The sequence below is a fragment of the Limnohabitans sp. Rim8 genome (assembly GCF_943326455.1).
In the GTDB taxonomy this organism is placed as follows: Bacteria; Pseudomonadota; Gammaproteobacteria; order Burkholderiales; family Burkholderiaceae_C; genus Limnohabitans_A.
Window position 1 is genome coordinate 53048 of sequence record NZ_CALPTI020000013.1, and the last position, 12028, is coordinate 65075.

Genomic DNA, 12028 nt, shown 5'->3' on the forward strand with positions numbered 1-12028 from the left:
CTTGTCGGGTTCAGGCCTTGTTTTTGACTTCAAAACTGAATGCGCCAGCCGGGTCGCGGGCCAGCGCCAGCGATTGGGTCTCGGGCAAGGCTACACGTGCAGCGGCAAACTCAGCCTGCACGGGCAGCTGACGCCCGCCGCGATCCACCAAGACCGCCAGCTGCACGCGGGCGGGGCGACCGTAGTCAAACAGCTCATTGAGCACAGCGCGAATCGTGCGACCTGTGTAGAGCACATCGTCGAGCACCAGAATGTCGGCGCCGTCCACCTCAAAAGGCAAGTGGGTCTGGCCCCCGGCCGACAAACCGCGCTGGGCAAAGTCGTCGCGGTGCATGACCGACGACACCTGACCCGGCTCACCGGGCAAGGCCAAATCTCGGTGCAATCGCTCGGCCAGCCAAGCACCACCCGAGGTGATGCCCACCAAACGAGTGTGGGTGGTGCACAGGCTGCGCACACCGCGCAACAGCTCTAAATAAAGGGCTTCGGCATTCAGGGCGAGTGCGCTCATGGGATGCTCCTCAAAAATTGGTCCAGGATGATGGCCGCTGCAGCGGCATCGGCGTCTTTGGCGCCATAAGAATGCGCCTCGGTGGTGGTGTAACGCTCGTCCACCTCGTAGACCGCCAAACCAAACCGACCGCGCAGTTGGCGACCAAACTTGCGGGCGCGCAAGGTGTTTTCGTGCTCGCCACCATCGGGGTGGGTGGGCACGCCAATCACCAGCGCGTCTGGCTGCCAATCCTTGATGCGTTTGGCGATGTGCTCAAACCGGGCATCGCCTTCGGCGGCAATCGTGCCTTGCGGCGTGGCCGATTTCATCAACCGGTTGCCCACGGCCACGCCGGTTCGCTTGAGGCCATAGTCAAAGGCAAGAAAACTCTGGTGATGGTCGGGGACGCTGTTTTCGGGGGCGCTGCTCATGCGTGCCCCGCTTCAGGGGAAAGCATCCAGCTTTTGAGGCCAAGCAAGTCAAGGGCACGGTCATAACGCTCGGCCATGGGAACGTCAAAAATCACATCGACCGACGCGGGCACCGTGAGCCATGTGTTTTCGCCCAACTCGGACTCCAGCTGGCCCTCCCCCCAGGACGCATAACCCAGCGTGATCAAGACCCGGCGGGGCCCAGCACCAGAGGACAAGGCCTCCAGGACATCGCGGGAAGTCGTCATCTCAAGCCCCCCCGGCACGCTCAGGGTTGAGGCATAAATCGGACCGCCTTCTTGGTCGGCAGGCGACATTTGGACCGGGTCGTGCAGCACAAACCCTCGATCTGTTTGCACAGGGCCGCCTTGAAGCACCGGGTTTAGCACCAAATCTTCGCGGCGCAAAGGCAAATCCACCTTGTCAAACAAGAGGCGCATGCTGATGTCAGCGGGTTTGTTGATGATCAGGCCCATGGCCCCGCGCTCGCTGTGCTCGCACATGTAGATGACGCTGCGGGCAAATGTCTCGTCCTCCAACCCGGGCATGGCGATCAGGAAATGATGCTTGAGGTCAATAGAGGCAGAATCAGCGGTCATGTACCGATTTTAGCGGTCCCGCCCTCGCGGCTTGGGCCACAAGTGCATTCCTTGATCCAACCCGGCAAACCCTGATGGAAACCCCTTTTTCTTGTGGCCTGGTCTGGCTGCGCCGCGACTTGCGCGTGACCGACAACGCCGCCTTGTTTCATGCCCTGAAGCATTGCCAGCGGGTGCATGTGGTGTTCGTTTTTGACACCGAAATTTTGGACGTTCTGCCTCGCGCCGACCGCCGTGTCGAATTCATTCGCGAATCGCTGGTCGAGGTCGATGCCCGATTGCGTGAGATGGCGGGTCATCCTCAAGCTGGCCTGATCGTGCGCCATGGCGTGGCCAAAGACAAAATCGTCAAGCTGGCGCACCACCTGCAAGCCCAAGCCGTGTTTGCCAACCACGATGACGAGCCCCATGCGCTGGCCCGCGATATCCAGGTGCGCGGCCACTTGGCTGACCACGGCATCGTGCTGCACACCTACAAGGACCATGTGGTCATGGAACGCAACGAAGTGCTGACCCAAATGAACAAGCCCTTCAGCGTGTTCACCCCCTATAAAAATGCCTGGCTGAAGAAAGTCACGCCCGAAGACCTGCAGGCCTACGAAGTGGCATCACTGGGCCAGCGCCTAGCTCCCCGCCCCGATGATCTGGCGCAGCCGGTGCACAGCCTGCAAGACATCGGCTTTGAGCCCACCAACTTGAAGGCCCTCAAAATCCCCACGGGCGAGTCGGGTGCACAGGCTTTGCTGCAAGACTTCTTGACGCGCATTGACCAGTACGAGGACACCCGCAACTTCCCGGCTGTCAAAGGCCCCAGCTACCTGAGTGTGCATTTGCGCTTTGGCACCGTGTCCATCCGCCAACTGGCCCGCGAAGCACATCCCCGCATGCTGGCGGGCAGCGTGGGGGCCAGCGTGTGGTTGTCAGAACTGATTTGGCGCGACTTTTATGTGCAAGTGCTGCACAACTATCCGCATGTGGGTGAAGGTAAAAGCTTCAAGCCCGATTACGACGCCATCCGTTGGGAACACGGCACGCATGCCCACAAACTGTTTGATGCTTGGTGCGAAGCGCGCACCGGATACCCCCTGGTGGACGCGGCCATGCGTCAAATCAACCAAACAGGCTACATGCACAACCGCCTGCGGATGGTGGTGGCCAGCTTTTTAGTGAAGGATTTGGGCATCGACTGGCGCTGGGGCGAAAAGTACTTTGCCACTCACCTGAACGACTTCGATCTGTCAGCGAACAACGGCGGCTGGCAGTGGGCCAGCTCCAGCGGGTGTGATGCGCAGCCCTACTTTCGGATTTTTAACCCGATCAGCCAAAGCGAAAAGTTCGACCCAGAGGGCAAGTTCATTCGCCGTTACTTGCCAGAATTGGCCAGCCTGCCCACCAAAGACCTGCATGCCCCATGGCTTGCCAAACCCCTTGACTTGCAAGCGGCAGGGGTTGAGATCGGTAAAACCTACCCTGCCCCCATCGTGGACCACGCCGAAGCCCGCGAGAAAACGCTGGCCCGCTATGCGGTGGTCAAGAAAAGCGCAGACTGATCAGATCGCGACCATTTCAAAGTCTTCTTTGCGGGCCGCACATTCGGGGCAAGTCCAGTTCATGGGGACGTCTTCCCATTTGGTGCCCGGTGCAATGCCGTGCTCGGGATCACCCTCGGCCTCGTCGTAAATCCAGCCGCAAATCAAGCACATCCAAGTTTTGTGTTCCATCACCGTGTCGCAATCAGAGAGTCGAATAGAATGTTTTGATTGTATCGGCCTGCCCATCGCCCTCCTGAGAAGCCGGTCCGAAGCCCCTGAGATGCGACTTTTGCATGACCGACTCCAGCCCTGAAATTCCCGACATTGAGCAGGTACCGGCCGAAGAAGAATCGGCCTCCTTGGCATGTGTGCTCTCTTTCAACGCCAACGATCCCAGCGGGGCGGGCGGTTTGAGCTGCGACGCGGTGGCCATGGCCTCGGTTGGCGCCCATTGCATGCCCATTTGCACCGGCAGCTATGTCCGCGACACCACCAGCATCACCGATTTCTTTGCGCTCGATGACGAAGCCGTGCACGACCAAGCCCGCGCCATGGCCGAAGACGTGCCGGTTCAGGTCATCAAGGTCGGTTTCGTCGGCACCCCCGAAGCCCTGGCGGTGATCGCCGAACTGTCCGACGACTACGACGGCGTGCCTTTGGTCGCCTACATGCCCAACCTGTCTTGGTGGGAAGAAGACAAGATCGACGCCTATCTGGACGCTTTTCGCGAACTGTTGTTGCCCCAGACCAGCGTCTTGGTGGGCCACCACAGCACGCTGCGCCGCTGGCTGCTGCCCGACTGGAGCGGGGAGCGCAACCCCGGACCCCGCGACATCGCCAAAGCGGCAGCCGAGTTGGGTGTACCTTACACCCTGGTCACGGGCCTGCCCTTGCCTGACCAGCACATTGACAACGTGCTGGCTTCGCCCGAAACCGTGCTGGGCCATGAAAAATTCGAACGCATCGAAGCGGTATTTGCGGGGGCGGGCGACACACTCACCGCTGCCCTGTCCGCCTTGCTGGCCACCGGCATGGATTTGCCCGAGGCCACCAGCGAAGCCTTGCACTATCTGGACCGTTGCCTCGACGAAGGCTTTCGGCCCGGCATGGGGCAGGTCATTCCGGACCGCCTTTTTTGGGCGCTGCCCGAAGGCGAAGCAACAGACGACGAGGAAGGCCCGCAAGTTCATCCCGGCGCCGATTACTTTGAAGTACCCTTCAACGAAACCAAACACTGAGACCCGATATGACCGACCTCAACCAAACCCTCTTTGACCGCGCCGCCCAAGTGATCCCTGGTGGCGTCAACTCGCCTGTGCGCGCCTTTCGCGCCGTGGGCGGCACACCCCGATTTGTGCAACGCGCCCAAGGCGCTTATTTCTGGGACGCCAACGGCCAAAAATACATTGATTACATTGGATCATGGGGCCCCATGATCCTGGGCCACGGCCACCCCGCCGTGCTCGAAGCGGTACAAAAAGCGGCACTTGACGGCTTCTCTTACGGTGCGCCTACCGAACGCGAGATCGAGCTGGCCGAAGAAATCCTGAAACACGTGCCCTCTATGGAAATGGTGCGCCTGGTCAGCTCGGGCACCGAAGCGGGCATGAGCGCCCTGCGCTTGGCACGCGGCGCCACGGGCCGCAGCAAGTTCATCAAGTTTGAAGGCTGCTACCACGGGCATTGCGATGCGCTGCTGGTCAAGGCCGGCTCGGGCCTGGCCACCTTTGGCAACCCCACCAGCGCTGGCGTGCCACCTGAAGTCGTGCGCGACACCCTGGTGCTGGAGTACAACAACATCGCAGCCCTAGAGGAGACTTTTGCCCTGCACGGTAAAGAGTTGGCCTGCGTGATGATCGAACCCATTGCGGGCAACATGAACTTTGTGCGCGCCAGCGTGCCCTTCATGAAGCGCTGCCGCGAGTTGTGCACCGAATACGGCGCCTTGTTGGTGTTTGACGAAGTGATGTCGGGTTTCCGCGTGGCCTTGGGCAGCGCGCAAAGCGTCTATGCCAAAGCCATCCCCGGCTTCAAGCCCGACATGACAGTGCTGGGCAAAGTGATTGGTGGCGGCATGCCCTTGGCCGCCTTTGGCGGCCCGCGCGAGATCATGCGCCAGTTGGCGCCCACTGGGCCGGTATACCAAGCTGGCACCTTGAGCGGCAATCCGGTGGCCACAGCCTGTGGCCTGACCACGCTGCGCGAGATCGCCAAGCCCGGCTTTTTTGATGCCTTGGGTGCACGCACCCAAAGCCTGGTCGATGGCCTGACGGGCGCTGCCGCTGCGGCGGGCGTACCTTTTTCGGGCGATTGCCAAGGTGGCATGTTTGGCTTTTTCTTGCTGCCCGAGCTGCCCCAAAACTACGCCAAAGTCATGACCAGCGACAGCCCCAAGTTCAACAAGCTGTTCCACGGCTTGCTGGATGGCGGCGTGTACATCGCGCCCGCTTTGTACGAAGCCGGTTTTGTGAGCGCCGCCCACACCGAAGCCGACATTGCCCAGACAGTGCAAATCGCGGCTGACGTGTTCAAGTCGCTCTGAGTCATACCTTGGTCACGTCATGAAACGCCTGGCCTGCTTGTTTTGCGCCAGCATGGCGCTGACCGCCCACGCCGAGTTCGATGCCAGCCGCCTCTGGGTCAATGCCGGCTTTTACTCGGCGCACTTTGACACTGGAAAAGGCTTGCGCAACGCCAACCCCGGTGTGGGTTTGGAGTACCGATTCGACCCCACTTGGTCAGCCACCGGCGGGCGCTTTCGCAACAGCAACAATGCCGACACGAGCTATTTGGGTGTTTATGTCCAGCCTTGGACATATGCCGGCGTCAAACTGGGCGCTGTGGCCGGGGTTTTCAATGGTTACCCCAATGCCTACAACGGCGGCTGGTTTCCAGCGGTCATTCCCACCGCCACCCTGGAAAGTGGCCACTGGGGCCTGAATGTGGCGCTGGTTCCACCTCTTAAAGACCGCCTTTATGGTGCGGTGAGCTTTCAGCTCAAGTACAGGTTTCGCACCGACTGAGACGTGCAAGCCATCCCTTAGTATGAGGCCGGTGTTAGGCCGGATCGGACCCTGACGCCATCGGTACAAAGCTGGCCCGCGCTTCGGTGTTGAGTTGGGTGTTGAGCAACAACAAGAGGCCCAAGAACTGCTCGCGCTGGGCGTCGTCAAACGGGCTCAACAGTGTTTCATAAGCTTGCCGCACCGGCTGTTGCGCTTGACGAAGCAGCTTGGCGCCCTCAGGTGTCAGGCGCACGGCCATTTGCCTGCGGTTGTCGGGTGAAACGGCGCGGTGGCAAAACCCCCGGTCCTCCAGTCCCTTGATGACACGGAGCACGGTGACTTTGTCAAAAGCCAAGGCCCGCGCCAAACTCGATTGGTCAATGCCCGGGTGGTCTTGCATCACGCGCAGTACGCCGTATTGCGCTGGCGTCAAAGCCAAATCAGCACAAGCCCTCTCAAAAATCGAGGCCGAGATCTGGTGCGCTCTGCGCAGCAAAAAGCCCGGACGCTGGTAAAGATCGTGTGTGGCCATGGGTCAGGGATTCTATGGATGAGGTGCTGGGGCCGATTCGTCAATAATCGTTGGCATACTAACGCATGGAGAGCCTGCCAATGAACCCGTCACGCCGACACGTCACTGCCCTGTTGGGCGCAGGACTTTGCATGGGGGCCGCATCTCCGCTCGCCCTAGCCCAAAGCGTTGCCAACCAAGGCCCGCTCAAACTGATCGTGCCCTTCACCCCGGGCACGGGCATTGACCTGATCGCCCGCACCCTCGGCCCCAAGCTGTCGCAGCGCCTGAACCGCCCTGTCGTGGTCGAAAACCGCGTGGGCGCCTCGGGCAACATCGGCACCGAAGCGGTGGTGCGCTCTGCCCCTGATGGCTCCACCTTGTTGGTGAGCGTCAACACGCTGGTGATGAACCGTGCCCTTTACCCGGGTTTGAGTTTCGATCCTGTCAAGGACCTTGCTGCTGTGTCACAAACCAGCTGGGGACAACTCTTGCTGGTGACCCCCGCGCAATCGGGCTACAAAACCGCTGGAGAGTTTGTCGCCGCACTGCGCAAACAACCGGGTCGGCTCAATTACGCATCGCCTGGCGTGGGCACGCCCCATCACCTGTCAATGGAGTTGTTCAAAAGCACGGCCCAGGTTTTCTTGACACACATTCCCTACCGCGGCACCGGCCCGGCCGTGACCGACTTGCTCGGTGGCCAAGTCGACGCCATGTTCTTGCCTATCCATGTGGCCTTGCCGCACATTCGCTCAGGCCGACTGACGGCCTTGGCCATTGGCAGTGACAAGCGACATGCCTTGCTGCCCGATTTGCCCACCTTGGCCGAAGCCAAAGCGGGCAACGTCAACGTGGACATGTGGTTTGGCATGTTTGCCCCCAAGGGCACACCGGCCGACATCGTCAACCTCTACAACCGCGAAATCAACCTGCTGCTCAGCAGTGACGATGTCAAAAAGGCTTTTGTCTCTCAAGGCATGGACCCGAGCGGCAGCACACCTCAAGCCTTTGCGCAACTGGTCGAACGCGATGCGGAACGTTGGGCGCGCTTGATCAAAGACCAAGGCATCAAGGCCGACTGATTCGGCTGGCAACTTAGGCTGGGCTGCATCGGTCCAGCCGGTTCAACCTGCTTGGCTCATCAGGTCCACATTCATGGGGTCGTAGGGGTACAACCAATTGTTGCGTGACGCGGCAATGTTGCGGTCTTTGAAGGCTTGCTTCATTTGCTGCGCATCCGCAATGTGGTAAAGGTCGCCCATCTCAGTGGACTCTCGCACCACGCGCGCAGCGCGGGGCGCACGGTGGTTTTGAAACACCTGCAAAGCCTGCGCCATGGGCATGTCGAGCGCCAAAGCCCGGCTCAGCACCGCCGCGTCTTCGATCGCCATGGCTGCACCCTGCGCCATGTAAGGCAAGGTGGGGTGCACCGCATCGCCCAGCAAAGCGACGCGGTCTGTGCACCAGTTCATCACCGGCTTGCGGTTGTTCAGCGCCCAGCGGAAACACTGGTCACGGTCCACGTTGTCAATCGCCGCACGCACGATCGGATGCCAGCCGGCGTAATCTTGGTCCAACTCTTCCCAAGGCTGACGCGAAGTCCATGACTCTTCTTCCCAAGGCCGCTCAACGCAGCCCACAAAGTTGAGCACCTGGCCGGCACGCATGTAATACATGACGGCGTGGTTGTTGGGGCCGCACCAGATCGACGAGACCAAAGGTGGGCGAAGTTCGGGTGCAATGCGTTCGATGGGGATGGCCAGGCGCCAAGCCACCTGCCCAGTGAACACTGGGGGGTCAGCATCAACCACATGCTTGCGCACCACCGACTTGATGCCGTCCGAGCCCACCACCAAATTGGCCCGGACCTGGCGACCGTCTGCGAAAACGATGGACGCGCTGTGCTCGTCTTCTTGCACCTCGATCGCCCGGTAGCCCAGCTGCAAGGCCTGCGGGTCGAGTTGCTCGACCACTTCAAGCAAGGCAGCATGCAGGTCAACCCGATGGATTTGGTAATAAGGATGACCATGGCGCTGGGCGTGGTCCTCGCCCAGCTTGATTTCGTGCAGCAACTCGCCGGAGTCAAAGCGGCGGAACTCAAACGCAGAAGGTTTAACCGCTTGGGCCTCAAGCCTATCTTTCAGGCCCAAGTGGTAAAGCACTTTCACGGCATTGGCACTCATTTGCACCGCAGCGCCGATTTCACCCACATGGCGGGCCTGTTCGTAGATACGGACACGGTGCCCATCGCGCAACAAACAAGCCGCGGCGGTCAAGCCACCGATTCCCGCTCCGACCATTGCAATGTCCATGTTTTGACTCCTGATATGTATCGTTAGCATGCTACCAGAAGCCCAGCATCCCCGATCACTTCATGGCTTCAGACCATGGCGCCTCTTAGCTCAACACCAAACAACGCGCCAGCCCGAAACGCTCAAAGTCGCGATCGAAAGTGACCATGCACCTGCACAGAGCTGACCCAGTAAAACAGCGATAATTCGCCCCTGCATTCACGTCCGGTCCGGGCGATTGCCCCGCCAACGAGAGCCCCCATGAAAAAGAACTTCCACCTGCAAGCCGAAGGCAAGCACCCCGACCGCGTGCTGGAGTCCGTCAAGCACGACATCCGCAAATACTTCAAACGCGAGCGCAATCGGGACGTGCCCAAAGGCGTGGACTTTTGGGACTTTGACTGCAAAGTGGGTCTGAGCGCCGAAACCGCCCAGGTGGTGCGCGTCAGCGGTGTGATCGAAGCGGTAGATACCGCCGCCAAAACCGGCGCATCCTTGGTGTATGTCGAAATTTTGAGCAAGCACGGCATGCGGGTGCTCAAGGCGCAAGACTACTACAAAGAGCCTCAGAAAGACGTAAATATTGAATAAAAAGTAGTTATTTGAGGGTCTATGAAATAAATCATGGACCTCACAAATACAACAAACCCGCGCACCGAGCAATTCATCCAGCGCTGGCATCAAGCGGCTGGCAGCGAACTGGCTACCGCGCAAAGTTTCGTCATCGAACTGTGTGAGTTGTTGGGGGTCGAACGGCCCCACGCCACGGCCGATCAAGACTACATGTTTGAGCGCCCGCTCAAAGAGGGGCACAGCGACGGGAGCGAAAGTGACCGCCGCGTGGACTGCTACAAACGCGGCCACTTCATCCTCGAAGCCAAAAAAGTCAACACCGGCAGCCACACCAAAAGCTACAGCCACACCCTGATGGGCGCACACGCCCAAGCGCAAAACTACGCCCGCGCCTTGCCCGCCGCCGAAGGCCGACCGCCCATCATCATGGTGGTCGACGTGGGGCAAGTCATCCAGCTGTTTGCAGAGTTCAGCCGTACCGGCGGCAACTACATCCCGTTTCCTGATCCGCGCAGCCACCAGATCAAGCTGCAAGACCTGCGTGACGACAAGATCCGCCAGCGTCTGCGCCTCATTTGGACCGACCCCATGGCGCTGGACCCCAGCCGCGCCAACGCCCAAGTCACCCGCGAAGTGGCCAGTGTGCTGGCCAGCGTGGCCAAAAGCCTGGAAACCGATGGCCACCCGCCCCACCAAGTGGGCGCATTTCTGACGCGCTGCCTGTTCAGCATGTTTGCCGAAGACGTAGGCCTGCTGCCGGCCAGCGAAAAGGCCGCAGGCAAGAGCGAAGGCAAAGGCGCCTTCACTGAACTGCTGCAAACCCACCCCCACCACCCACCCACTTTGCAGCGCATGCTGCAAGCCCTGTGGGCCGACATGGACCATGGCGGCTTCAGTGCCGCACTGGCCCGCGAAGTGCGCAAGTTCAACGGCAAACTGCTCAAAGCCTCGCAGTCCGAAGGCTACGCCCTGTTGCTGAGCGGCAACCAAATCGATGGCCTGCTCACGGCTGCCAAAGCCAACTGGACCGAGGTGGAGCCCGCCATCTTTGGCACCCTGCTCGAACGCGCCCTGGACCCTGACGAACGCCACGCCCTAGGTGCGCACTTCACACCCCGCGCTTATGTGGACCGGCTGGTCGTTCCCACCGTCATCAACCCGCTGCGGGCCAAATGGAGCGACACACAAGCCGCCACCCTCGTCCTGATCGGCGAGCACGACGCCCTGAACGCCGAAGCCGACCAACTGGCCTGGCCCGTCACCCTACCCGAGCAAATCAAGGCCGTCGCCGACATCCTCAGCGCCGCCCCCTCAGCACTCGACCTGGAAGCCATCGCAGCCCAATTCAAAGGCAAAGGCCGCTGGCGCGAAAGCCTGCCAGTGATTTTGGAAACGCTGGTGGCGATTGGGCGCGCTCAAATTTATCGCGATGAAAAGTGGATGGGTTTGTCATGACACATCGAACAGCCGGGCCAATGCCCAAATACTCCAGCAGTTCACGCCGCAAAGTGATTTGGCCTTTGGAAGTAATTTTCAAGACGCTCATGGCTATGTCTCGTCCGATGTCAATTTGCACTGTTACATGACTGAACTTGAATCAAGCTTCTTGCTAGGGTGTTCACGATGCCGCGTGAACAGCCGCTCGATCACCCCCCGCATCCACTGCTGATCCGAGTCCTGCTCGGTGCTGCTGTGCCAGACCAGGTTGACCTCGTATACAGGCGCGTCTTCGATGGTCCACATCTGCAGCTGCACGCGCTGGCTCAGTTCGCGGGCGTACATCTCAGGCACGATGCACAGCAAATCGGTGTTTTGCGCCAGCTCGGCGATCGCGCCAAAGTGGCGGGGACGCACCAAAATTCGGTCTTGCAGTTTCATGCCCGTCAGCATTTTTTCCACGCTCCCATGGAAGGTCGCTGTGGGCGAGACCACCACAAAATTCGCTTGCGCCAATTGCGCAGGGCTGAGGGTGCGCCCACGCCCACGGGGTGTGGGTGACCAGTCTTTGAAAGAGATGGCCATGTAGCGTTCCTTGAACAGCAACTGGCTGCGTACGCCCCTGTGTTGCGGCTTGAGGATGCCGATGGCCATATCGATGTCACGCGACTCCAAGGAAGCAGCCACTTGGGATGCGTCCACCGACACATTGGACAAACTCGCGTGTGGCGATTCGTGGCGCAAAGCCGAAGTCAGGCGCGGCAAGAACAAGATCTCGCCCAAGTCGGACAAAGACAAACGCCAATGGCGGTGGCTGCTGGATGCGTCAAAGGGCTGGTGGTTGAGCACCAGGCTTTCCATGGCCAGCAACTGCGACTGCATGGCGGGTGCCAGTTGTTCACACAGCCGCGTGGGCTGCAAACCAGCGGGCGAGCGCACAAACAACTCGTCGCCAAAAAATTCGCGCAAACGAGACAAGGCGTTACTTGTGGCGGGCTGAGACAGGGCCAACGCCTTGCCCGCCGCCGTGACCGAGCGGCTGCGGTGGATCGCCACCAGCACCCGCAAGAGGTTCAGATCGAGTTGCCGGAAATTCATGCTGACCCCATGGCTCAAACAAATAAGGGTTGCTACCAATTATTCACAACATCAA

General features: G+C 60.1%; 14 protein-coding genes. 7 read left to right on the top strand and 7 right to left on the bottom strand.

Features of this window, described 5'->3' with window-relative positions:
• Window positions 1-10: 10 nt before the first annotated feature.
• From pyrR to Q1M54_RS10360, 3 genes are read right to left on the bottom strand one after another with little or no spacing between them, the layout of a single operon-like run.
• The gene (gene pyrR, locus Q1M54_RS10350) at window positions 11-511 is read right to left on the bottom strand and encodes a bifunctional pyr operon transcriptional regulator/uracil phosphoribosyltransferase PyrR (RefSeq protein WP_300556944.1); all 501 of its coding nucleotides are present in this window, start codon (window positions 509-511) and stop codon (window positions 11-13) included.
• Complete coding sequence (gene ruvX / locus Q1M54_RS10355) at window positions 508-924, bottom strand: Holliday junction resolvase RuvX (protein WP_300556946.1); 417 nt, start codon at window positions 922-924, stop codon at window positions 508-510. Before ruvX ends, pyrR begins: the two co-directional genes overlap by 4 nt.
• Window positions 921-1523 (bottom strand): YqgE/AlgH family protein, encoded by a 603-nt coding sequence (locus Q1M54_RS10360; protein WP_300556948.1) that lies wholly within the window; start codon window positions 1521-1523, stop codon window positions 921-923. Before Q1M54_RS10360 ends, ruvX begins: the two co-directional genes overlap by 4 nt.
• Before the next feature lie 74 nt (window positions 1524-1597).
• Here Q1M54_RS10360 and Q1M54_RS10365 point away from each other — a divergent pair, with 74 nt between their 5' ends.
• Window positions 1598-3073 carry a deoxyribodipyrimidine photo-lyase gene (locus tag Q1M54_RS10365; protein ID WP_300556950.1) on the top strand — a complete coding sequence of 492 codons (1476 nt, stop codon included), beginning with the start codon at window positions 1598-1600 and terminating at the stop codon, window positions 3071-3073.
• Here the strand turns inward: Q1M54_RS10365 and Q1M54_RS10370 are convergent, their stop codons facing one another.
• Window positions 3074-3244 (bottom strand): rubredoxin, encoded by a 171-nt coding sequence (locus Q1M54_RS10370; protein ID WP_019427587.1) that lies wholly within the window; start codon window positions 3242-3244, stop codon window positions 3074-3076.
• A 104-nt stretch (window positions 3245-3348) separates the two neighbouring features.
• On the opposite strand from Q1M54_RS10370, the gene Q1M54_RS10375 reads away from it, so the two are divergent.
• From Q1M54_RS10375 to Q1M54_RS10385, 3 genes are read left to right on the top strand one after another with little or no spacing between them, the layout of a single operon-like run.
• On the top strand, window positions 3349-4293 hold the full coding sequence (locus tag Q1M54_RS10375) for a bifunctional hydroxymethylpyrimidine kinase/phosphomethylpyrimidine kinase (RefSeq protein ID WP_300556952.1): 945 nt from the start codon (window positions 3349-3351) through the stop codon (window positions 4291-4293).
• A gap of 8 nt (window positions 4294-4301) precedes the next feature.
• Entirely contained in the window at window positions 4302-5597 is a 1296-nt protein-coding gene (hemL, locus tag Q1M54_RS10380) for a glutamate-1-semialdehyde 2,1-aminomutase (RefSeq protein ID WP_300556954.1), read from the top strand.
• Window positions 5598-5616: 19 nt separating this feature from the next.
• Window positions 5617-6078: a hypothetical protein gene (locus Q1M54_RS10385; protein ID WP_300556956.1), complete on the top strand. Its 462-nt coding sequence runs from the start codon at window positions 5617-5619 to the stop codon at window positions 6076-6078.
• A gap of 34 nt (window positions 6079-6112) precedes the next feature.
• On the opposite strand, the gene Q1M54_RS10390 is transcribed toward Q1M54_RS10385, so the two are convergent.
• A complete protein-coding gene (locus Q1M54_RS10390) occupies window positions 6113-6592 on the bottom strand; it encodes a MarR family transcriptional regulator (protein WP_300556958.1) in 480 nt (159 codons plus the stop codon).
• A gap of 131 nt (window positions 6593-6723) precedes the next feature.
• Between Q1M54_RS10390 and Q1M54_RS10395 the strand changes: the two genes are divergently transcribed.
• Window positions 6724-7656, top strand: a complete 933-nt coding sequence (locus tag Q1M54_RS10395; protein ID WP_300557020.1) for a tripartite tricarboxylate transporter substrate binding protein — start codon at window positions 6724-6726, stop codon at window positions 7654-7656.
• A 42-nt stretch (window positions 7657-7698) separates the two neighbouring features.
• Here the strand turns inward: Q1M54_RS10395 and Q1M54_RS10400 are convergent, their stop codons facing one another.
• The gene (locus Q1M54_RS10400) at window positions 7699-8886 is read right to left on the bottom strand and encodes an FAD-dependent monooxygenase (protein ID WP_300556960.1); all 1188 of its coding nucleotides are present in this window, start codon (window positions 8884-8886) and stop codon (window positions 7699-7701) included.
• A 240-nt stretch (window positions 8887-9126) separates the two neighbouring features.
• Here Q1M54_RS10400 and Q1M54_RS10405 point away from each other — a divergent pair, with 240 nt between their 5' ends.
• Complete coding sequence (locus tag Q1M54_RS10405; RefSeq protein ID WP_300556962.1) at window positions 9127-9456, top strand: DUF6172 family protein; 330 nt, start codon at window positions 9127-9129, stop codon at window positions 9454-9456.
• 33 nt (window positions 9457-9489) lie between these two features.
• Entirely contained in the window at window positions 9490-10893 is a 1404-nt protein-coding gene (locus tag Q1M54_RS10410) for a type IIL restriction-modification enzyme MmeI (protein ID WP_300556964.1), read from the top strand.
• Window positions 10894-11016: 123 nt separating this feature from the next.
• On the opposite strand, the gene Q1M54_RS10415 is transcribed toward Q1M54_RS10410, so the two are convergent.
• Window positions 11017-11973, bottom strand: coding sequence for a LysR family transcriptional regulator (locus tag Q1M54_RS10415; RefSeq protein ID WP_300556965.1), 957 nt, complete (start codon window positions 11971-11973; stop codon window positions 11017-11019).
• Window positions 11974-12028: the final 55 nt, after the last annotated feature.

Excerpts from the sequence above, each read along its gene's own strand:
- pyrR (WP_300556944.1), bottom strand. The coding sequence starts at position 511 with ATGAGCGCACTCGCCCTGAATGCCGAAGCCCTTTATTTAGAGCTGTTG.
- ruvX (WP_300556946.1), bottom strand. The coding sequence starts at position 924 with ATGAGCAGCGCCCCCGAAAACAGCGTCCCCGACCATCACCAGAGTTTT.
- Q1M54_RS10360 (WP_300556948.1), bottom strand. The coding sequence starts at position 1,523 with ATGACCGCTGATTCTGCCTCTATTGACCTCAAGCATCATTTCCTGATC.
- Q1M54_RS10365 (WP_300556950.1), top strand. The coding sequence starts at position 1,598 with ATGGAAACCCCTTTTTCTTGTGGCCTGGTCTGGCTGCGCCGCGACTTG.
- Q1M54_RS10370 (WP_019427587.1), bottom strand. The coding sequence starts at position 3,244 with ATGGAACACAAAACTTGGATGTGCTTGATTTGCGGCTGGATTTACGAC.
- Q1M54_RS10375 (WP_300556952.1), top strand. The coding sequence starts at position 3,349 with ATGACCGACTCCAGCCCTGAAATTCCCGACATTGAGCAGGTACCGGCC.
- hemL (WP_300556954.1), top strand. The coding sequence starts at position 4,302 with ATGACCGACCTCAACCAAACCCTCTTTGACCGCGCCGCCCAAGTGATC.
- Q1M54_RS10385 (WP_300556956.1), top strand. The coding sequence starts at position 5,617 with ATGAAACGCCTGGCCTGCTTGTTTTGCGCCAGCATGGCGCTGACCGCC.
- Q1M54_RS10390 (WP_300556958.1), bottom strand. The coding sequence starts at position 6,592 with ATGGCCACACACGATCTTTACCAGCGTCCGGGCTTTTTGCTGCGCAGA.
- Q1M54_RS10395 (WP_300557020.1), top strand. The coding sequence starts at position 6,724 with ATGGGGGCCGCATCTCCGCTCGCCCTAGCCCAAAGCGTTGCCAACCAA.
- Q1M54_RS10400 (WP_300556960.1), bottom strand. The coding sequence starts at position 8,886 with ATGGACATTGCAATGGTCGGAGCGGGAATCGGTGGCTTGACCGCCGCG.
- Q1M54_RS10405 (WP_300556962.1), top strand. The coding sequence starts at position 9,127 with ATGAAAAAGAACTTCCACCTGCAAGCCGAAGGCAAGCACCCCGACCGC.
- Q1M54_RS10410 (WP_300556964.1), top strand. The coding sequence starts at position 9,490 with ATGGACCTCACAAATACAACAAACCCGCGCACCGAGCAATTCATCCAG.
- Q1M54_RS10415 (WP_300556965.1), bottom strand. The coding sequence starts at position 11,973 with ATGAATTTCCGGCAACTCGATCTGAACCTCTTGCGGGTGCTGGTGGCG.